At 54.2% G+C, this 20,929-nt stretch carries 20 protein-coding genes; 10 read left to right on the top strand and 10 right to left on the bottom strand.

All coding sequences use genetic code 11. The features are described 5' to 3' along the window. Nucleotides 1-26 precede the first annotated feature (26 nt). The 5 genes from ACJJID_RS17125 to ACJJID_RS17105 all read right to left on the bottom strand — a co-directional run bounded on the left by ACJJID_RS17125 (nucleotide 27) and on the right by ACJJID_RS17105 (nucleotide 7,351). Entirely contained in the window at nucleotides 27-1,271 is a 1,245-nt protein-coding gene (locus ACJJID_RS17125) for a sterol desaturase family protein (protein ID WP_444920510.1), read from the bottom strand. A gap of 307 nt (nucleotides 1,272-1,578) precedes the next feature. Then, entirely contained in the window at nucleotides 1,579-2,976 is a 1,398-nt protein-coding gene (locus ACJJID_RS17120; RefSeq protein WP_444920509.1) for a S8 family peptidase, read from the bottom strand. 355 nt (nucleotides 2,977-3,331) lie between these two features. After that, the gene (locus tag ACJJID_RS17115; RefSeq protein ID WP_444920508.1) at nucleotides 3,332-5,086 is read right to left on the bottom strand and encodes a S8 family peptidase; all 1,755 of its coding nucleotides are present in this window, start codon (nucleotides 5,084-5,086) and stop codon (nucleotides 3,332-3,334) included. Nucleotides 5,087-5,785: 699 nt separating this feature from the next. Continuing rightward, on the bottom strand, nucleotides 5,786-6,358 hold the full coding sequence (locus ACJJID_RS17110) for a rhomboid family intramembrane serine protease (RefSeq protein ID WP_444920507.1): 573 nt from the start codon (nucleotides 6,356-6,358) through the stop codon (nucleotides 5,786-5,788). Between the two features lie 105 nt (nucleotides 6,359-6,463). After that, nucleotides 6,464-7,351: a YicC/YloC family endoribonuclease gene (locus tag ACJJID_RS17105; protein ID WP_444920506.1), complete on the bottom strand. Its 888-nt coding sequence runs from the start codon at nucleotides 7,349-7,351 to the stop codon at nucleotides 6,464-6,466. 109 nt (nucleotides 7,352-7,460) lie between these two features. Here ACJJID_RS17105 and rph point away from each other — a divergent pair, with 109 nt between their 5' ends. Further along, on the top strand, nucleotides 7,461-8,180 hold the full coding sequence (rph, locus tag ACJJID_RS17100; protein ID WP_226644123.1) for a ribonuclease PH: 720 nt from the start codon (nucleotides 7,461-7,463) through the stop codon (nucleotides 8,178-8,180). A gap of 99 nt (nucleotides 8,181-8,279) precedes the next feature. Here rph and ACJJID_RS17095 read toward each other — a convergent pair whose 3' ends face one another. Further along, nucleotides 8,280-9,047 (bottom strand): exodeoxyribonuclease III, encoded by a 768-nt coding sequence (locus ACJJID_RS17095; RefSeq protein ID WP_152455869.1) that lies wholly within the window; start codon nucleotides 9,045-9,047, stop codon nucleotides 8,280-8,282. A 114-nt stretch (nucleotides 9,048-9,161) separates the two neighbouring features. Between ACJJID_RS17095 and pyrE the strand changes: the two genes are divergently transcribed. Beyond that, a complete protein-coding gene (pyrE, locus tag ACJJID_RS17090) occupies nucleotides 9,162-9,812 on the top strand; it encodes an orotate phosphoribosyltransferase (RefSeq protein WP_152455867.1) in 651 nt (216 codons plus the stop codon). Between the two features lie 50 nt (nucleotides 9,813-9,862). After that, entirely contained in the window at nucleotides 9,863-10,462 is a 600-nt protein-coding gene (locus ACJJID_RS17085; protein WP_444920505.1) for a hypothetical protein, read from the top strand. Between the two features lie 96 nt (nucleotides 10,463-10,558). On the opposite strand, the gene slmA is transcribed toward ACJJID_RS17085, so the two are convergent. From slmA to coaBC, 4 genes are all read right to left on the bottom strand, one after another. Beyond that, nucleotides 10,559-11,167, bottom strand: a complete 609-nt coding sequence (slmA, locus tag ACJJID_RS17080; protein ID WP_152455863.1) for a nucleoid occlusion factor SlmA — start codon at nucleotides 11,165-11,167, stop codon at nucleotides 10,559-10,561. 142 nt (nucleotides 11,168-11,309) lie between these two features. Next, nucleotides 11,310-12,212, bottom strand: coding sequence for an acetylglutamate kinase (argB, locus tag ACJJID_RS17075; protein ID WP_444920504.1), 903 nt, complete (start codon nucleotides 12,210-12,212; stop codon nucleotides 11,310-11,312). A 159-nt stretch (nucleotides 12,213-12,371) separates the two neighbouring features. Then, nucleotides 12,372-14,765 (bottom strand): phosphomannomutase/phosphoglucomutase, encoded by a 2,394-nt coding sequence (locus ACJJID_RS17070; protein WP_444920503.1) that lies wholly within the window; start codon nucleotides 14,763-14,765, stop codon nucleotides 12,372-12,374. 22 nt (nucleotides 14,766-14,787) lie between these two features. Next, entirely contained in the window at nucleotides 14,788-15,996 is a 1,209-nt protein-coding gene (gene coaBC / locus ACJJID_RS17065) for a bifunctional phosphopantothenoylcysteine decarboxylase/phosphopantothenate--cysteine ligase CoaBC (RefSeq protein WP_444920502.1), read from the bottom strand. Nucleotides 15,997-16,147: 151 nt separating this feature from the next. Here coaBC and radC point away from each other — a divergent pair, with 151 nt between their 5' ends. From radC to ACJJID_RS17030, 7 genes are all read left to right on the top strand, one after another. Continuing rightward, on the top strand, nucleotides 16,148-16,822 hold the full coding sequence (gene radC / locus ACJJID_RS17060) for a RadC family protein (RefSeq protein ID WP_152455855.1): 675 nt from the start codon (nucleotides 16,148-16,150) through the stop codon (nucleotides 16,820-16,822). A gap of 227 nt (nucleotides 16,823-17,049) precedes the next feature. After that, nucleotides 17,050-17,286: a 50S ribosomal protein L28 gene (gene rpmB, locus ACJJID_RS17055; RefSeq protein ID WP_020413982.1), complete on the top strand. Its 237-nt coding sequence runs from the start codon at nucleotides 17,050-17,052 to the stop codon at nucleotides 17,284-17,286. 36 nt (nucleotides 17,287-17,322) lie between these two features. Continuing rightward, entirely contained in the window at nucleotides 17,323-17,478 is a 156-nt protein-coding gene (gene rpmG / locus ACJJID_RS17050; RefSeq protein ID WP_020413983.1) for a 50S ribosomal protein L33, read from the top strand. An 86-nt stretch (nucleotides 17,479-17,564) separates the two neighbouring features. Beyond that, entirely contained in the window at nucleotides 17,565-18,380 is an 816-nt protein-coding gene (gene mutM / locus ACJJID_RS17045) for a bifunctional DNA-formamidopyrimidine glycosylase/DNA-(apurinic or apyrimidinic site) lyase (RefSeq protein ID WP_444920501.1), read from the top strand. A gap of 61 nt (nucleotides 18,381-18,441) precedes the next feature. Continuing rightward, nucleotides 18,442-18,600, top strand: coding sequence for a DUF5993 family protein (locus tag ACJJID_RS17040; RefSeq protein WP_172975468.1), 159 nt, complete (start codon nucleotides 18,442-18,444; stop codon nucleotides 18,598-18,600). Between the two features lie 13 nt (nucleotides 18,601-18,613). After that, nucleotides 18,614-19,153, top strand: coding sequence for a disulfide bond formation protein B (locus tag ACJJID_RS17035; RefSeq protein ID WP_216646286.1), 540 nt, complete (start codon nucleotides 18,614-18,616; stop codon nucleotides 19,151-19,153). Nucleotides 19,154-19,238: 85 nt separating this feature from the next. After that, nucleotides 19,239-20,900 (top strand): amidohydrolase, encoded by a 1,662-nt coding sequence (locus ACJJID_RS17030; protein ID WP_444920500.1) that lies wholly within the window; start codon nucleotides 19,239-19,241, stop codon nucleotides 20,898-20,900. Nucleotides 20,901-20,929 lie beyond the last annotated feature (29 nt).

Raw genomic sequence — 20,929 nt, 5'->3', positions numbered from 1 at the left:
CTGCAATCGAGGTTCACTCCTGGTTGCTAATCGCAAACGACAGCGACTGTATCCTCTTTGCCAGTGATTGCCAACCACCCCCAGGCCAGAGCGCTGAGTGCGATATAAGTGCTAAAAACTGGGACAAATTGTGCACTTAACAGCGGAAGGGCTCCGCAGTAGAGGGTCAGGCGCAGAGGCTCCAGATATTTTGCCAGGGGGTGGTTATCGAGAATGCGCCCATTGACCACAAGGCCAAAAACCAACAGGGCCACTGCGGCCAGCAGTGAGGAAATCTCCAGACTCTGGTAGTACCAGAGTAGGGCCAGGGTAGCGGCGGAATAGCAGAGGTGCTGGCCCAGCGCATAGTTACGCCGGCCCCGACGAATCTGTGGATTGTAACGCTGGAAATGCGCCAAATTGGTTGAGGGCACTGGCATCGCTGCTTCGGCATCGGCGGGACGGTAGCCGGTGGGGCGGAACCAAAGGGTAAATTTATCCCACCAGTTTTTGGTATACCAGGCGTCCTGAGCCATGCGTTTTAAATGTTGCAGGTTGGCCGCCAGCGGATCGAAAGTATTGAGGGGTTTGCGCACACCGTAAATACACGGCTCCTCTTTCAGTTCCTCTTGATAGGTGCCGAACAGTCGGTCCCATAAAATCAGGATACCGCCATAATTTTTGTCCACATAAACCTTGTTCTGCGCATGGTGTACGCGGTGGTTGGAAGGGGTGATCAGTAACCATTCCATCCAGCGGATTTTGGGAATTTTTTGGGTGTGTACCCAGAATTGGTAAATCAGATCTATAGCACCTGCGGCGATCACCATTTCCGCCGGCAGGCCAATCAATAGCAGGGGCAAATAGAACACCCAATCCAACTGCAGGCCCCCACTGGACTGGCGCAGAGCGGTGGTAAGGTTGTAATCCTCACTTTGGTGATGAACCAAGTGTTCCGCCCAAAACACGTTGACCTCATGGCAGATGCGGTGCTTCCAGTAATAACAAAAGTCGTAAGCGAGAACGGCCAGCGCCAGATGCCATCCGTTGCTCATAGACCAGTTAAAGCCGACTGCCTGGTAGTAAGGCTGCAGCAGCTGGAATAGCGGGATGTAAATCACCAAAAACAGGCTTTTGTAGGTAAGGCCCAAGATACGGCTGAGAATGCCTGTACTCAGGTTGCCCAGAGCATCGTTGAGGCGATAAAGCCCCCAACCTTTCCAGCGGTCCAGGGCGAGCTCGGTGAGCACGGCGATCAGGAAAAAGGGGATGGCGAAGGTAATCAGATCCACGGCGACCTCTTATTGTTATTGCTTCATACCGTATCGCTGGACTTTGCCACATGGGGCTAGAGGTAAAAATATCCACAGGATCTGGATTCCGAAATCCGTCAGTATTTCCAGTCGGATTCGGGTGATTGTTGAGCCTGTTAATACGGCAGCTTTGAGATGGGGGTAGCTTGGACTGGGATTGGGTTCAGGAATGAAACCCGGTGTGGAACCGGAAAGGAAGTCAGAAGTGTACGCGGGGTGAAAAGGTGAATGGGTAAAGGGGTGAAAACAGAAGCGGCCTTTACGACCGCTCCAGAGAGAAGTCCTTCTATTGAAGACTGGCCGCTGCTACCGCGGCGGCGGCATCGACAATACCGGAGCCACAGCGGGAACAGCTCGCCGGGAAGCTGCGCGCGGTACTGGTGAGAATCGATTCCACCTCATCCGGGGTCACGCTGGGGTTTACCGAATAAATTAGTGCCGCAGCGCCAGCCACATGGGGGGTGGCCATGCTGGTACCGGGATAGAAAGCGTAGGCATCAGTACCGGCAAATGTGTTGCCGCTGTTGAGGGTGGAAAGTACGCCATCGCTGCTGACTACATTGATCTCACCTCCGGGAGCGGCCACGTCGACCACACTTCCGTAATTGGAGTAGTAGGCACGACCACCGGAGCGGTCTGTGGCGGCGACAGTAATAACCCCGGAGCAGCTAGCCGGCGAGTAGCGGCGGGCATTGCGGGCCGAGTTACCTGCGGCAACCACAATGGTGGCACCAAGGCTACGCGCGGTATTGATGGCATTCTGTGTCGTGGTGTCGCAGCGGCCACTGCCACCCAGGCTCAGGTTCAACACTTGCGCTGGATTTTGATTATTCGGCACGCCGCTAACGGAACCGCCGGCGCTCCAGATAATGCCGTCGGCGATGTCCGAGGTGTAGCCACCGCAGCGGCCAAGCACGCGTACCGGGACAATTTTCGCTTTGTAGGCCACCCCGGCGATACCCATATTATTATTGGTGACCGCCGCTATGGTGCCGGCCACATGGGTGCCGTGCCAGCTGCTGTCCATCTCTGGGTAGCTCGGGTCGCCGCAGTGGGTGTTGGTGTACCAGTCACCGGGATCGGTGGCATCGCTATCGCGACCATCGCCATCCACAGAGACGTCGGTATCGGAAATCATGTCGTAGCCTGGCAGGATATTTGCGACCAGGTCTGCGTGGGGCAGGTAACCGGTATCAATCACTGCGACCACGACACCTTCACCCTGAGCGCTGTCCCAGGCTGCAGGCAGGTTGAGGCCGCCGGTGGATTCGAAATAGTGCCATTGGTCGTAGTAGCTGGGATCGTTAGGCACGGCCATGGCCTTCATCATCAGATCCGGCTCCGCATATTCGACATCTGGATCCTGTCTCAGGCGGCTGATGATGGCTTCCAGTTCAGCCTTGTTTTTACGGCCTTCCAGTCGCATCACCTGTGCACCAGTAGCCATACGGCGCAGATGGCGCATCTTGTGGCCGGCGCGACGGGAGGCCTTTGCCATTGTTTCCGGGCTCAGGCTGGCAGCCTGCCCTACTTTGGCCCCTTGCTTGTATTTCACGATAATGCGATCGGTAATTTGAGTGCTACTTGTCTTCTCCACTTGGGCGGCGAAGGGGCTCGCGCACAGTAGTGAAAATAGGCTGGCCAGTGCAGATTTTTGCAGTAGGTTTTTCAGTGATGTTTTCATTATTGTTATCTCTCCGTGATGGTTGTTGCCCCAGTCAGCATTTTGCTGACATGGATATCAATCCGGGTGCACCGCTATTGATTGGGCTGCGTAAGGCGAGGCACCGTTAACTAACAGGCAAAATATGTGCCCGAAAAAAGTGCACTAAGGAGGTCTGACGGTATTGCTGGCAAAGCTGGGGATTGGTGCAAGGTTACAGAGATGCGCTCCTCTACCTAAGAGGCGGAGAAGTTCTAACCTTTGTTATGTGCCTTGCACCATTTAAGGGAGGTATTTCAGCTATTTGCTGCTTAGTCGCACCAAAATACCTCCCTATTAAAGGCCGGCTGTTTAAAGTGCCGGCCAGAGGGTTCTCTTAAGGAGTTGTTTCGGCCTTCAGGGTAACGCCACTGTAGGAGTCATAACCATACACGCTGACATACCAGGTACCGGAATCTGGATTGCTGATGGTGCAGGTCTCTTCATTACCCCAGAGGTAGGGGCGGCAATCATATCTGCGCAGAGTCGGGTAGTTGGCGTGACGCACATAGAGATCGACTTCACCATTGCCGCCGGACATCTCAATATTCAGGCTCGAGGTACCCGCAGCAACTTCGATAGTGAAGTCGCTCCAGCTGCCGGAGTTGCCGGAAAGGTTGGTTTCGGTCCAGCTGACACCGCCGCCATTTCCGTTGTCGCCACCGTCGCCGTTACCGTCACCATCGCTACCGCCACTCGCCATGGCAACGGCCGCTGCCGCATCGACGATACCGGCACCACAGCCACTGCATGAAGACGGGAAGCTACGTGCGGTGGTGGTGAGTATTGATTCGATGTCGTCCGGGCCCAGGCCGGGGTTTACCGAATACAGTAGTGCGGCGGCACCGGCAACATGGGGCGCTGCCATACTGGTGCCCTGCATGTAGACGTAGCTATCGCTGCCCGCGATCGTACTGCCACTATTGTGGGTGGAGAGAATGCCGTTCGGGTCGTTAGCAAAACTCTGCGCGCCTCCCGGTGCCGCAACATCCACTACGCTGCCGTAGTTGGAGAAGTAAGAGCGGCCACCATCGCGGTTGGTTGAAGCAATGGTGATTACCCCATCGCAGCTGGCGGGAGTGTATTGGCTGGCGTTATCGGATTCATTACCGGCGGCGACCACGACGGTAGCGCCGAGGCTGCGTGCGGTGTTGATGGCATTCTGAGTAGTCGTGGCACAGCTGCCACCACCACCGAGGCTCAGGTTGAGCACCTGGGCGGGGTTGGGGTTGGATGGCAGGCCGCTGACAGAGCCGCCGGCGCCCCAGATGATGCCGTCAGCGATATCTGAGGTATAGCCACCACAGCGGCCGAGCACGCGTATCGGTACGATCTTGGCTTTGTAGGCAACACCGGCGATACCCATATTGTTATTGGTGACGCCTGCGATGGTGCCGGCGACATGGGTGCCGTGCCAGCTACTGTCGCTTTCCGAGGGGATGCGAGGATCATCGCCACAGGCTTTATCCGTATACCAGTCGCCTGGGTCAGTGGCATCGCTATCACGGCCATCACCGTCTACAGACACGAAGGTGTCGGAAATCATGTCATAGCCCGGCAGAATATTGTCCACCAGATCGGGGTGTGGGCGATAACCGGTGTCGAGCACTGCGACAACCGCTCCCTCACCCTGGGTGACATCCCAGGCCGATGGCAGGTTCAGGCCGCCGGTGGATTCAAAATAGTGCCACTGGTTGAGATAGCTAGAGTCGTTGGGCACAGCCATTGCGCGCATCATCAAATCCGGCTCGGCGTACTCCACATCTGGATCTTGCTTCAGGCGGTTGATAATCGCGTTCATTTCCGCTCTGTTTTTGCGACCTTCCAGGCGCATTACCTGAGCGCCGGTGGCCATACGGCGCAGGTGGCGCATTTTGTGGCCAGCGCGACGGGAGGCTTTTTCCACAGTGTCCCTGGCCATGCTGGCTGCACGGCCTACTTTGGCACCTTCCTTGTATTTAATGATGATGCGATCCGTTAGCGGGGTGTTGTCAGCACTCTGAGCCAGGGCGGCGAATGGCGCGGTGCACAGCAGTGTGAATACGCTTGCCAGAGCGGTCTTCTGCCGAAGGCTTTTTAATGGTGAGGTCATTATTGTTATCTCTTCGAAATTGTTGTTTTCCGGCCACCAATAGGTCAGTTGGTGTGCCGGTCACTCCTGAAAAGAACTCCCGCTGACAGAAAAAAATCCGCCAGCACAGAGATCTGGATAGCCGCCTTATTAGGCTTTTGGCGGTTAAAAAGACCCAAAATAGTACCAAGGTTTCATTTTGATACAGGTATATAACGATTTTGAAATTATTGTCCTCAGTAGAGGAGTTGGAATTTGTGTGGCTTATGACGACAAATTTATAAATTTTCAGAAAAAAGTCAGGTAACGAGAACTTGGTCAATGGGAGGGTGTGTTGTAGTTCACGGGGGCTGGCTGATGAGAAATGGCTAATAGCGGTAAGAAAAAATAATGTCATTTCCCGGTAAGACAGGAACTCACCTTATGCCATTCCGAGGCGTTTACAGGAGAGTCCGCAAAAGAGTTCACAAAGGGGGTTGTTTGCCTCAGGATTTTTCCCGGAGCATACACGAGTCGTCAGTCAGTGATGGCCTAGCCGGATTTTACGGTGATAATTCTTTATCGATTACCACCGCAGATCTGTACTCCGCCTAAAACATCATTCGATGCTTTATCCAGATTGTGATAAGGGGATTTATTTTTTGAATTCTTTTGAGTGCAATCTGGGAATAGTTAACCTCTTCCCTCTAGGTTTGCTGTGAACCTGCCAAGGAGGAATCGCTAATTTTTAGAAGCTGCCTCTCGGGCCGTAATATAGTTAGGTGTGTGTGCCCACATTTTTGCGGCCATCAGGCCGAATAGAAAACCAAACAGATGCGATTCCCAGGAAATATACTTTCCTTGTGGCAGTACTCCGAAAATAAGTCCGCCATAAACCAATCCGACAAAAATCGATATCATTAATCGAAAAAACTGTTTGCTGATAAACCCGGCCAGCAGTAAAAATCCAAAGTAACCATAGATCACTGAGCTGGCACCGAGGTGGTTTCCCCCTCTGGCAAATAGCCAGACTGCAAGCCCGGTGGTGACAATAATCATCAATGTCACCTTCAAATAGGTTTTCACTCCATACTGCAATAGCAAAAAGCTGAAAACGCACAGGGTTACGATGTTTGACAGGAAGTGCCAGAAGCTTCCATGCAACAGGGGAGCGGAAAAAACATGGGGGAGGTGGTTGATGGAGCGAGGAATCAGGCCAAAATAGTTCAGTGCTCGGCCGGTAAATAGATTAACAATTTCAATAGCGGTTAAAACTAAGAATATAGCCCCAACCCATTTTATATTGTTTTGCATAGTTAATACTGTTCGATGTACGGTGTGAGAGGACAAAAAAAGGCTGATGGGTAGTGTTAATATGGGGTCTTTAGTTTGGCTGCAGTTAAAAACCCCATAATTTCCTTACTCAATATTCTGCACTTGCTCACGCATCTGTTCGATTAATACTTTCAACTCTACCGCAGCCTGGGTGGTATCGGTTACCACGGACTTGGAGGACAGAGTATTGGCCTCGCGGTTAAACTCCTGCATAAGAAAATCCAAGCGTCGGCCTATAGCGCCACCACCGGCGAGTACCCGGCGGGTTTCTGCAGTGTGGGCATTGAGACGGTCCAGCTCTTCGTCTACGTCAGCTTTTTGAGCGAGCAGCACAATTTCCTGTTCAAGGCGCTCCTTGTCCAGTTCCACAGACAGCTCTTCCAGGCGGCTGCGCAGTTTTTCTCTCTGTGCCTCTAAAATTTGGGGCAGCTGCTCACGCACCAATGCCACCTGCTCTTCAATACTTTTTAAACGGGCCTCGATAAATTTGGCCAGCTCTGCACCTTCGCGTTCGCGATTTGCGCGCAGTTGTTCCAGCGCTTCGCGAAATGCCTGCAAAATAGTGGTGGGTTGCTGTTCGGTATCGGCTTCCGGTTCACTGATGACGCCGGGCCACTGGAGAATTTGCAGGGGGTTGAGCGGCTGGGCCTCTACGCCGCCGGTGACCTGTTTGGCAGCCTGAACCAGTGCCTGTGCCAGCGGCTGGTTAATTTCGAGCCCGCTAGTTTCCACATTGTTGGGTTTCACCGTAAGCGTGAGTTCCACTTTTCCGCGGGATAAATTTTTCCGCAAGATATCGCGCAGCTGAGCTTCCAAGGGACGGGCGACTTCTGGCAGGCGGAAGTGCGGCTCCAGGTAGCGATGATTGACCGAGCGCAGCTCCCAAATGGCGTTTCCTGTGGCATAAGCGGCTTCGGCGCGACCGAAGGCTGTCATGCTTCGCACTTTGTTCTGTTCCCGGTTATTGGCCATTGCTCGTCCCCTGCAGGCGTATTTATCGGCCCGGCATCATAGCACAGCGTTCGGATATCCATGTGGGGGTATATAATGCAGGGCTTTCATTCATTGACTGAGGTGAGCTATGCAGCGTCCCAGTGGCCGCGCGGCGGCGCAACTGCGTCCGATAAAAATTACCCGAAACTACACCCGCCACGCCGAGGGCTCCGTGTTGGTAGAATTTGGCGACACAAAGGTCCTGTGTAACGCCTCAGTATCGAGTGAAGTGCCGCGCTTCCTGCGCGGCCAGGGCAGCGGCTGGATTACTGCCGAATACGGCATGCTGCCGCGCTCCACCGGTTCGCGTATGCCGCGCGAGGCTGCCAAGGGCAAACAGAGCGGCCGCACGGTGGAAATCCAGCGGTTGATTGGCCGCTCCCTGCGTGCAGCGGTGGACCTGGAAAAACTCGGTGAGAACCAAATTACATTGGACTGCGATGTGATCCAGGCCGATGGCGGCACGCGCACGGCGGCGATTACTGGCGCTTGTGTGGCGTTAGTGGATGCTCTTCGGCACATGCAACGGGAAAAAATTCTCACCGAGGACCCGTTGCTCAATCTGGTAGCGGCGGTTTCTGTGGGCATTTATGAAGGCGAGCCGGTACTGGATCTGGATTATCCGGAGGACAGTGCGGCCGATACCGATATGAACCTGGTGATGGCGGCAGACGGCGGCATGATCGAGGTGCAGGGTACGGCGGAGGGCAAGCCTTTTTCCGAGAAAGAGTTCGCGCAGATGCTTGGCTTGGGTAAAGCGGGAATCGATGAACTGATCGAATTGCAGCAGAAAGCCCTGGATGAGTGAGATTTTATAGTTTGCTGAGATGAGGCCGGCTCTATTGTAGAGCGGGCCCATTCGTATAGGGACTCGGCCCACTCTGTATCGAGCCGAGTCCTTCGCCGCTTACACTTCCAGGTCGTAATCCATCATCAGCGGCAGGTGGCTGGAGAAAGTGACATTCTTGTTGATCGCGCCGTATTCGATACGGTTTTTCAACCCGTGCGATACGATCTGCATGTCGGTGCGCCAGCCATCGCCCTCACCCACGGTGCCACTCGGCCACCAGGTAAATTCATCGGTGTCCTTGACGACGCGGCGGAAGGCGTCGACATAACCAATCTCGTTGAACAACTGGTCCAGCCAGCGCTGTTCGTGACGCATAAAACCGGGACTGTCCTGGTGGTCCTGCCAGTTCTGCACATCGGCGCGGCGGTGTGCCATGCCCCAATTACCACAGAAAATAAAGTCGCGGCGCTTGCGGCTGATCTTGTGCAAATGCGCTTGCATATCGTCGAAAAACTGGACTTTCTTTTCCAGCGAAGCCTCGTCGGTGGCCACCGGCGCTAACAGCGAGCCGACGCTCAGGCGTTCAAAATCCGCCTGTAAATAGCGCCCGTACATATCCTCACCGTTGGCGAAGCCCATGCCGAAAATAATGGCTTTGGGTTGGTTGCGCGTATAGATAGCCACGCCGTTCTCATGGGGCGTTCCAGAATCAAAGAAGTAGCTGTAATAGCCGTCGGGGTGGAATATGGGGTGGTCTAGCTCCGGCTCCAAAGAGCGCAGGTCCTGTAGGCAGATAATGTCTGCATCCTGCTCAGCTAACCAATCGTAGAGACCGCGTTGTGCGGCCTGATGAACGCCGTCTACAGACAAGCTCACTATTCGCATTATTAGCCCCTTACCAGCGGACTGTGTATCATTAGAAACATTATTTGCATGCCTATCCCCGGAAATGCTACGGGGAGGTCTCCCTTCACCTTAGCCAATAGTTAACAATTTTCCATGCAGCAATATCAGCGCAATTTTATCCAACTGGCCCTGGATCATCAGGTGTTGTGTTTTGGTGACTTCACTCTGAAATCAGGCCGTCAAAGTCCCTATTTTTTCAATGCCGGCCGCTTCCACACCGGTGCGGCATTGGCCGCACTGGGACAGGCTTACGCCGAGGCGATTATCGCTTCGGGAGTAGAGTTTGATGTCATTTTCGGACCGGCTTACAAGGGTATCCCGCTGGGTGCGGTGACTGCCGTGGCATTGGCACAGAAAGGGGTCGATAAGCCTTTCTGCTACAACCGCAAAGAGGCCAAGGATCACGGCGAAGGCGGAACCTTAGTGGGTGCGCCGCTTAATGGCAAGGTTTTGATCATTGATGATGTGATTACGGCCGGTACTGCGGTGCGTGAAGTGATGCAGATCATCGAATCTCACGGTGCCGAAGCGGCCGGTGTGGTCATCGGTTTAAATCGTCAGGAAAAAGCCAGCGAGGATTGTGAATTCTCCGCTATTCAGCAGGTTGAGCGGCAGTTTAATATCCCGGTAATCAGCATTGTACAGCTGGATAATATAATCAGTTTCCTCGAGCAGGAGTCACAAGATAGTGAAACCCTGCAAAAAATTGTGAATTACCGGCAACGTTACGGCGTAACGGGTTAATTAAAAGCCCGCTCATTGTAGCGGGCCGCACCCATTTAGTGAGAAGAGCGTTGAGAATCGCCCCCATAGTACGTTTACTGGCCTCAATCACTTTGTTGTCTAGTGCTCTGGCGAATGCTGCCAGCGATGAACAGGTGCTCTATCGCTATACCGATGAGCAGGGCATCGTGGTGCTCAACGAAATTGTACCGCCGGAATACGTGGGCAAGGGCTACGAAATTCTCAACCTCTCCGGCCGTGTTATAGAAGTGGTTCCGCCACAGTTGAGCCCCGAGGAATTTGAGGCACAGCGCCGGCAGGAGGCACAGGAAGAGGCGGACCGCAAGCTGCTCAAGCGATATAACAGCCTTGCCGACATTGAGAGTGCGCGCAAACGCAAGCTGGCAATTGTCGAACAGGACATGGCGATAATGCACTCGAATATCACCAGTCTTACCCGCCAGATTACCCAGGAGGAAGCGCAGGCAGCGCGCACTCAGCGCGGCGGCCGCGAGGTAGCTCCGGAGCTTCTCCAGCGAATCGCCGATTTACAGAAAGAAGTCGCGGTCTTGCGCGAGCGCCTCAAGCGGCGCAATGAGGAAGCCAGCTCTATCGGTGAGGAGTTTGATAAAGCCGCGGCACGCTACACAGAAATCACATCCAAATCCTGATCGGATCCGATCATTCAAGCATTTCCCCAGCGCTGACAGGCGCGTGTCCACTTACCACTTATTTTTATTTTCCCGGTGCAGTAGACACACAGCCAGTTACCTGGCCGCAGCGACGGTCTCGCGGAAAAAGCCGGAGGTCAGTACTGGCCACTGTTCGGCCCAATACTCGGTGGGCTTACGTTTAAAGCCGCTGCGTACATATTGCACTATGCGGCCCTCGGCACTGGCCAACAACAGGTTCGCGGCACCGCCCAGAGGTAGGGTCGGGCGCAGGTGCTCGCGCAGTTCCGCTTCACGCAGAATCTGACGGATTTGGGTTTCCAGACGGTCGAACAACTGCAGGATGCGCCCGTGCAGGCGTTCGGTCTCGCCGGTCAATGCATCGCCAGTGAGCAGACGAGTAATACCCGGATTGCGCTCACAGAATGCCAGGAGAAGGTGCAGGATTCTCTGGCATCGCTCCAGGGCAGAGGGCTCCTCCTGGAGGATCAGTGCGATACGACTGAAAATAGTCTCCTCGATAAACTCGATGAGACCCTCAAACATTTTCGACTTGCTGGGGAAGTGGCGGTATAGCGCCGCTTCAGAAAAGCCAACTTCCTTGGCCAGGGCTGCAGTTGTAATACGTGCGCCGGGACTGGCTTCCAGCATATGTGCCAGGGCTTCCAGAATTTGTTGACGCCGATTGATTTTTTCGCTGCTCATTGACTGCCTTTAGTCCACTTGGGGAGCGGACGGTGATTTTTGCTCTTGTCGCCTTCATATTGCGGCGGCGGAATCCTACCGATTCGTACGTCTGTCTTCAATTGCCAAGCGCTAATGCGCGACGTCTTATGTCTCACTATGATTAATCTGAGTGATTGGTAATCAGCGTGCCGACGCCGGTATCGGTAAATATTTCCAGCAGCACTGCGTGAGGTACCCTTCCGTCGATAATATGAGCAGAAGTGACCCCAGCTCTTACTGCGTCGAGGGCACAATCGATCTTTGGTAACATGCCGCCGTAAATTGTCCCGTCTTTTATTAACTCTTCCACTTGTTGTGTGGTCAGGCCGGTGAGTACTTCTCCCTGCTTATCTTGCAGCCCCGCCACATTGGTGAGAAGCATCAGTTTTTCCGCCTGCAGACACTCGGCGATCTTGCCTGCTACCAGGTCGGCATTGATATTGTAAGAAACGCCCTCCTTGTCGACACCGATAGGGGCGATGACTGGAATAAAGCCACCTTGGATCAGCATATTGATCACATCGGTATTAACCTTTTTCACTTCGCCGACCTGGCCGATATCAATAATTTCGGAGGCGTGCAGGCCTGCACTCTCGTTTTTACGGTTAAGCTTACGCGCTTCGATTAACAAACCATCCTTGCCTGTTACGCCCACCGCGCGACCGCCGTTTTTATTGATCAGGTTGACAATTTGCTTGTTGACCGTGCCCCCCAGCACCATTTCCACCACATCCATGGTCTCGCTATCGGTTACGCGCATACCGTCGACAAAACGGGACTCAATATTGAGTTTATTCAGCAGCAGCCCGATTTGCGGGCCGCCACCGTGAACCACCACTGGGTTCATGCCCACCAGCTTCATCAGGATAATGTCTCGGGCGAAGCTGTTTTGCAGCTCGTGATGCACCATGGCATTGCCACCAAACTTCACTACTACAGTTTTATTGGTAAATTGCTGAATATAGGGCAGAGCCTCATTCAAAACTTGGGCGATGCGCAGAGCGGACTTCTTATCGAGAGACATGGTCATTCCTTTTTGATGGGATGCGATTGAATGGCTTTCCCCCGCCATCCAGTTGCCGCTGAAGATACTGCGCGGTTGGGTGTCTTTTGGATTAAATAAAGCACCGACCACGAGTCGGTTGCGGCACCTGCCTGTGCCGCACTGAATAAAATAGGCGCGTTAGTTAAGTAGCTCCCAGTTGGGGACTACAGCAGTGGGAGCAATTTTCTTTATCTGTGCCATGACCACTTTTCGAATGCGTTCTAAGGCTTCTTTATTTTCGGCCTCGAAACGCAGCGTCAATGCGCTGGTGGTATTGGAGGCGCGTACTAGTCCCCAGCCATCAGAAAACTCAATGCGCAGACCATCGACAGTATTGATATCGGCATTGTTAAAATCACCTTGCTCGCGCAGCTGTTTTATCAGGGAGAACTTTTCTTGTTCCTCCACGGGCAACAATATTTCTGGAGTACTCTCCATTTGCGGCAGGGAGTCTAGGAGTTCATCCAAGCTCTGCTCGCGCAGGGCCATGATTTCTAGCAGGCGCGCGGCTGCGTAAATACCATCGTCGAAACCAAACCAGCGATCCCGAATGAAAATATGGCCGGATAACTCACCACCGAGAATTGCCTTGGTTTCGAGCATTTTATTTTTCATCGGCGCGTGGCCGGTTTTCCACATCACCGGGCGGCCGCCATACTGGCTGACCAGCTGGGCCAGGGTGCGGCTGCTCTTCACATCGAAGACGATCGTTTCCCCTGGGTTGCGCGCCAGAATGTCTCGAGCGAGCAGCATCACCAGTTGATCGGCCCAGGCGATGCGGCCGCTGCTGGAAATCAGGGTGACGCGATCGCCGTCGCCATCCAAGGCCACCCCTAGATCTGCGCCGGTCTCTGTCACCTTGTCGATCAACGCCTGCAGGTTTTCCGGACGCGAGGGGTCGGGGGGATGGTTGGGGAAGTCCCCATCTACTTCGCAAAATATCGGGGTTACCGCGCAGCCCAGTTGTTCGAACAACCGCGGTGCCAGGACAGAAGTGGCGCCATTGCCCGCATCTACCACCAGATGTGGCTGCCCGGCCAGGGCCACGTTGTTAAAGATCTCGTCGATATATTTGTCTTTAATATCCTGCTCGCGGTTGCTGCCTTCCCCATTTTTAAAAGGCCCCTGCTGCATAAGCTGGTGTAGGCCCTGTAACTTTTCTTCGGACAGGGGGCGGCCCTTGAGTACGATCTTGAAGCCGTTGTATTCGGCCGGGTTGTGGCTCGCGGTTACCATAACGCCGCTGCTGGTGTTCTTGCCTTTAGCGCAGGCGTAGTAGAGCAGTGGCGATGGAATCAGGCCTAGGTCGATACTGTTGCAGCCGCTATCGAGGATGCCTTCCATCAGGCAGTTGCTGAGCAATGCACTACTGTTGCGCCCATCGCGGCCCACCAACAGGATCTGTTCTCCGGCGTGCTGTGCCAGGGTGCCAAGCGCCCGCCCCAGCTGGTAGGCAAAGGGCTCATCGATTTCCTCACCGGCGATGCCGCGAATATCGTATGCGCGAAACACGTGGTGGGGAAACTCGGAAGTGGGTTGGTGTTGCGGTTTGCCCGATGCGGACGCTGACCTTTCTGCAGCGCGGTTTTCCATGTCCTGCACGGGGACCTCTGGGGAGATACTGGGCGCCGATGCCAGCCCCTGGGGTATGGGGTCCACCGCCAATTGACTATCCTGCTGCAGCTCAGACGTTGGGAAATTCTCACTTTCGCGCTTCCCGCTTTTTGGGCTGCGCTCCCAGGGGGCGCGGCTGTCTCGCGGTAAGAAGCGCATCAGGAACAGCAGGGTGAGCAGCAGGCCCGCGCCAGCGGCGAGATAAATCCACAGTGTCGGCAGGCTGTGCTGCTGAGTGAATGCATTAGAGGGGCTGAATTGCACCTGCAGGAAACTATCCCGAATCGCTACAGAGTGGCTGATCCCACCGCCCTGCCCGCCGCGCCAGAGGGGCTGAGCAGCTGATTCGGGAAACTTCTGGATCAGTTGAATTTGTCCCAGGTTTTTATCGAGAGCCTCCAGGGATTTTTGCAGAACGGTAAAGGGCTGGCTGATCAGGATTTTTTGTTTGGCCAGGCTGATTGCATTGTGAAGCTCCCAGCTGTTGTCGGCACCGGTGCGCAGTATTTCCAAAGGTTGTTGGCTGTCTTGTCGAGCACGCTTTAGCAGGTCCACCAGGGCGAAGTTCAGGGTTGGGTTTTCGCCCGCGCCCACGCGGATCTGCGACTCCGAGAATTCCTGTACCCGAGACTGTTCCGGTAGTTGTGCTGTTTTCAGTAGCTCCTCAAGGGGCTGCTCACTGCGTTCGAGTTGTTGCAGCTGCTGGGCGCGCTGCCCCAGCAGTGCCTGTACACTTTGAGCGAAAGTTTCTCCCTGTACTCGAGTTGCCTGCTGTACCTGAGCCTGGTTGTAGGGGGTGATTATATGTTCGACGATTAAATAGGCCCCGCAGAGCCAGGCGACGGCCGCCAGCAGCGATGGTAGTAACAGCCCCTTGTGTAATAGCGCTTCGCCCTGATTCTTCTTGTTGGAAACCACTGATTTTCCTGCCTGTAAACCTTTACTGCTGCGCTTTGGCGGCAATGATTTCTATTAATTGTCGCGCCAGGTCGGCCTTCAGGGCCTCAGGCAGTTGCGTGCTGCCATGGCGATCTATCACTGTGACAGCATTGCGATCACTGTTGAAGCCGGTGTCGCTGCCACTGACGTCATTGGCGACAATCATATCGAGGTTTTTGCGCTGTAGTTTGCTCTGCGCGTATTGCTCGACCTGCTGGGTCTCTGCGGCAAAGCCCACGGTAAAGGGACGTCTCTCGCTGCGCGCGGCAATACCGGCGACGATATCCGGGTTTTTAACCAGGGCGATAGCACTCTCTTCGCTGCCTTCGCGTTTCTTGATTTTCTGCTCTGCCACCGAGGCGGGGCGAAAATCGGCAACGGCGGCGGCGCTGATAAAAATATCGCAGAGGTCGGCCGCGCGCTCTGCGGCCTCCTGCATATCCCGCGCATTAATGACATCAACGCGCTTCACTTGCGCAGGGGTGGCCAGATTTACCGGCCCGGCGATAAGGGTTACCTCGGCGCCGGCTTTCTGGGCGGCCTCAGCCAGGGCAAAGCCCATCTTGCCGGAGCTGTGGTTGCTCAGGTAGCGCACAGGGTCCAGGGCCTCGCGGGTTGGACCGGCGGTAATTGCCACGCGCTTGCCGCGTAGGCAGTCGCTGGCGCCGAACTGGGACTCGGCCTGTAGGGCCAAGTCGGCGGGCTCCAGCATACGGCCGGGTCCCACGTCACCGCAGGCCTGGCTGCCAGCCGCAGGCCCCCACAGCTGTACCCCGCGCTCACGCAGAGTTTTGGCATTGGCAGCGGTGGCTGGGTGGCGCCACATGGCCTGATTCATGGCGGGGGCCAGGGCCACAGGTGCCTCACTGGCGAGGCATAGGGTAGTGAGCAGGTCGTCGGCCATGCCGCAGGCCAGCTTTGCCATCACCTGGGCACTGGCGGGGGCAATCAGGATCAGGTCGGCCCACTTGGCCAGCTCGATATGCCCCATGGCGGCCTCAGCCGCCGGGTCCAGCAGATCGGTGTGCACGGGGTTGCCGGAGAGGGCCTGGAAGGTCAGAGGCTGCACAAACTCGCGCGCGCCGGCGCTCATCACCACTCTTACCTGGGCACCGCGTTCTTTCAGGCGGCGCACAAGGTCGGCGCTCTTATAGGCGGCAATACCGCCACTGATTCCCAAAAGTATGCGTTTTTCGACCAGCGAGGACATAGATACAGTTTCCGAATATATGCGAGCGGGTTAGATTAGCATTTCTGCGTCTGGACTTATAAGGCGCAGGATAGACGCGAAAATCGTGCTTGTGGTGAGTTGGGGAGAGATTTCACAGAAAAAAGACTGTCAGGGAAGGCGGAGAGCGAAGATGAAGATCAAGGATTGGCCAGCAGCTGAGAGGCCCAGGGAGAAATTATTGGCGCGGGGTGCCGCGGCGCTGTCGGATGCCGAGTTGCTGGCCATTTTTTTACGGGTGGGGCTACCGGGCGTTTCCGCAGTGGATTTGGCGCGGGGCCTGCTGAGCGAGTTTGGTGGCCTGCGTGCCTTGTTGGAGGTAGATAGGGAGCAGTTTTGCCGCGCGCGCGGACTGGGAGACGCCAAGTTTGTGCAGCTGCAGGCGGCGCTGGAGATGGCGCGGCGTCATCTTGCAGAAATTATGCGGCAAGGCAGTGCTTTGTGTAGCCCCGCAGCGGTGCGCGATTACCTGGCTATGCAGTTGCGCCACCGTCGCCGCGAGGTTTTTTGCTGTCTATATCTGGATACTCAGCACCGGGTTATCAGTTTCGAGGAGTTGTTTGAGGGCACTCTGAATGCCGCCAGCGTCTATCCTCGCGAGGTAGTACAGGTGGCTTTGCAGCGTGGGGCGGCAGCCGTGATTCTGGCGCACAATCACCCCTCGGGAATCTGTGAGCCGAGCCAGGCGGATATCTGGATTACCGAGCGTTTGGTGCAGGCTCTGGAGCTTGTGGATATCAAGGTGTTGGATCACCTGATTGTGGGCGAGGGTCAGGCCCTATCCTTTGCTGAGCAGGGGCTGTTGTAGGTAGTTCAATAGAGAAGTATTGATTGACACAGAAGTACTGTACAAAACTTGCTCCCTACGGGCTCTTTTGGTATAAAACGCCGCTCTTTGCGGCCGGGCCAGATTCTGCACAGGTTCCGCCGCCATCCAGGAACCGGATTAGAATCCCGATTTTTATGTTCCCGCACACCCTTTTCCTCTTCAGGATTGGCGCCATGCGGGCACAAGCGTTTTGAAGAGGCCAACAGATGTCCAAGGTATGTCAGGTAACCGGTAAGCGTCCGGTAACCGGAAACAATGTATCCCACGCTAAGAACCGCACCAAGCGTCGCTTCGTGCCGAACCTGCACAGCCACCGTTTCTGGGTTGAGTCCGAGAAGCGTTTTGTGAAACTGCGTGTTTCCGCAAAAGGCATGCGCGTTATCGATAAGAAAGGTATCGACGCTGTCCTGACTGAGCTGCGCGCCCGCGGCGAAAAAGTATAATTAGCTGTATCCAGCTAACTGATTGGAGATTGAGCAATGCGTGAGAAGATTCGTCTGAATTCCAGCGCCGGTACTGGCCACTTCTACACCACTACCAAGAACAAGCGCAACATGCCTGAGAAAATGGAGATCAAAAAGTACGATCCCGTTGTTCGCAAGCACGTTATGTACAAGGAAGGCAAAATCAAGTAATTGCCCCCGCGTACTCGCAGAAGAGCCCGGTTTTTGCCGGGCTTTTTTGTGTCCGGTCCCCGGCTAAAGCCGTCGTGAGATGAGAGATGCCCGAACTTCCCGAAGTAGAAACCACCTGCCGCGGCCTTGCTCCCCACCTGGAAGGACAGCGGGTTAGATCCGTTGTGGTGCGACAGCCCCGGCTGCGCTGGCCAGTGGACCCGGATTTTGCCAAGCATATCAAAAATGCCAATATCCTGAAGCTGGAGCGGCGCGCCAAGTACCTGTTAGTACATACAGACAGGGGGTGTGCCATTTGGCATCTGGGGATGTCCGGTAGCCTGCGCCTGGTCGAGAAGGGTGAGTCTCCCGAGAAACACGATCATGTCGACTGGCGGCTCGATAGCGGGCTGATTCTTCGCTATAGAGATCCGCGCCGGTTTGGCGCCCTGCTGTGGACTGCGGCAGACCCACTGGTCCACGACCTGCTCAGCCACTTGGGACCGGAGCCGCTGTCGGAGGACTTTAGTGTTGACTACCTGTTCACCTCTTCCCGCAAGCGCAAGCAGTCGGTGAAAACATTCATTATGGATGGGCGCATCGTGGTGGGAGTGGGGAATATTTATGCCAGTGAATCCCTATTCCTAGCGGGGATCCGCCCGGATCGTGAAGCAGGGTCTATTTCCAAAGCCCGCTACTTGCGCTTGGTAGAGGCGATTAAGCAGGTATTGAGTCGCGCCATTGCCCAGGGGGGCACCACCCTGCGGGACTTTATCGGGGGGGATGGCAAGCCCGGCTATTTCGCCCAGGAACTCAATGTCTACGGCCGCGCGGGCGCACCCTGCCCCAGTTGCGGAAGCCCGGTGCGGGACATGGTTCTGGGCCAGCGCAGTACCTTCTTTTGCGCTCGCTGCCAGCGCTGAGTAGGGCGGTGGCGGGAATTTACTACTAGTATCAGAGTATTGCTGTCTGTGGAGATGGCCAGTGGTATTGGTACTGCCTTTTCTCACCGTTCTGATTTCAGCCTGGTGTATATGGAAGCGCCGCCAGCGCGCGGCTACCGTGTGGTGGTTGCTGACCATGGTGATCTACATCATCTGGTTGATTTATCACTCGGCCACTCCGCTGGACCTCTCCTTTTAGCCGGGGTGCCACTATGGTGTATATGGTTCGAAGGCTCGATGCCCTGGCTCTTCTCGGCCTTTCTGCGGTTCTCTGGATCGCTTTTATTATCGAGTTATACCAGCACCAACTGCCCTGCCCCCTATGCCTGCTGCAGCGAGTGGCTTTTACCATGGCGGGTTTGGGTCTGCTGATGAACTTGCGTTTTGGTGTGCGCCCAGCCCATTACGGTATTGTCATTCTGTCGTGTATTGCCGGATTGGCCGCTGCCGGGCGCCAAGTGTTGCTGCATATCCTGCCCGAAAATTCCGGATTTGGAGAGCCCTTCCTCGGCCTGCACCTCTATACCTGGGCGGCTTTGGCTTTTTTTGCTCTACTCGCTTATTGCGGGGTCGCAATGATGTTGGGCTTTTTACGGCGAAATCTTTCCCCGCGTCGGTTCTCTTTTCCCGAGAAATTTATTGCGATCGTGTTTCTTACCATTGCGATGGCGAATCTGGCCAGCACGCTGCTGGAGTGTGGTCTGGGTCCCTGTGTGAGTGGCTCATTTGGTTATCACTGGCTCTGGCCTTGAGTAAATTGGTGGATCGCTCAATCGAATAAGGTTGCTGTCACCATGCAAAACTGGGCGTGGTTAGGGCAACACGATGGGTAGTTATATGCGCTGGCTAATTTTGTTATCGATTCTTTTACTTCTTTCCTGCGATCCTATGGCGAAGAGCGCAAGCTCTGACTCCCCCCCAAGTCAGCCTGCCCAGCTAATTATCCGCAACGCTACTATTTACACCGCGGATAAGGTGCGCTCAATGGCTTCGGCAATGGCAATTAGAGATGGGCGCATCGTCTTTGTTGGCAGTGAGGCGGATGTTGAGGGCTATATTGGAGCCGATAGTAAAATTGTAGATCTAAACGGTAAGCTGGTATTGCCCGGATTTTTTCAACGGGCAAAAATTCGAGGTTCTGCATCAAGAATCGATTTGTTTCCTGGAAACTCCATCGAAGACTACCGTTTGGCGGTATCACGTTATATTCGAGAAAACCCCGGGCAACAGGTAATTGTTGGTGATGGTTGGAATATGCAGGCATTTTCTGCAGAGCCTCCGCATAAAGGGATACTCGATCAAATCAATGACCTTATCCCAATTATTTTATTCTCATCCGATCGAAGCAGTATCTGGACAAACTCTGAGGGCTTGGCTGCCGCTGGAATCGATAATGATAGTGAGAATCCCGTCAATGGATTTATAGAAAAAAATGAGCACGGTATTGCTACCGGCTGGTTACGCGGCCCTGGCGCTGTTGCGTTAATAGAAGCATTAATACCGAAAGATCCTGACGGCGATTACCGAACAGATTTGTTGCGTATTCAGGAGTTGGCGGCTAGCAGTGGTGTGACAACCCTGTATGAGTCGGCTGTTTACTTAAAGGATAAGGAAGCCAGAAATCGTTATTTTGATATGCTATCCGATATCGACTCTATGGATATTCGTGTGCTGTCTTCTTTGGTGGTGAGTCCAACATTTAGCGAAAAAGATTTTTCACAGTTACAGCAGAAAATTAGTCAAATATCTATCAGTGATTATAAGCTGTCTTCGGTAAGCTTTATCGAGTGGCTTCCAAAAAAAATACAAATGAGGATTGCTGAGGAAGTGCCTGATGGTGAGTCGGGATCTTTAAAAGAAGTCACTGCCTTGGCGCAGAGAGCCCACGCTTACCAACTTCCTCTACAGATATTGGTTTCCGGAAAAGAGGGGACCAATAAGGCATGGAAAGTACTGGGAGACCTGGAGTCGGCGGGATTCGGTACGGAAATGCGTAATGCTATCGTCAATGCTTATTTGGAAGGAGAGACAGCCCTGGAAGGCATCTCTCAAGCGCATAGTGTGGCCTTTGTACAGCCGGAAAATATTTTTGCTTTGCAAAAGTATTCTGATTCCTCGAAGGCAAAGAAGCGTTTAGATAAACGCTTAAAGAGAGGTAATAAATACCTTCCCATGGGTGTCTCACTTCTTTCTTCCGACCTCTCTCAGGTTAATGGCATGGTAAGTCCTTTAGTGGTTATTCATCGGGGAGTGAATCACCATATCCCTATTTTTGATTTGGTTGAGGCTTTCACAATCAATGCTGCCTATGCCGGTAACCTGGAAAAAGAAACAGGTAGTATCGAGAAGGGTAAGTGGGCAGATTTTATTGTTTTAGATAGAAATATATTTAAGAGTACTACAGATCAGAAAACTGAAGCCAGAATTATAAAAACTTTTTACAAAGGAAGATTGGTTTTTGATCCAAACTCTCTAAAAAATAAGAGTTTCAGCAATTAATATGTATGTTTACAAATAGATGCACTCTA

Source organism: Microbulbifer sp. CnH-101-G, assembly GCF_052466775.1.
The sequence above is the reverse complement of the archived record's forward strand: the minus strand, read 5'-3'. Positions and strand labels throughout refer to the sequence as shown.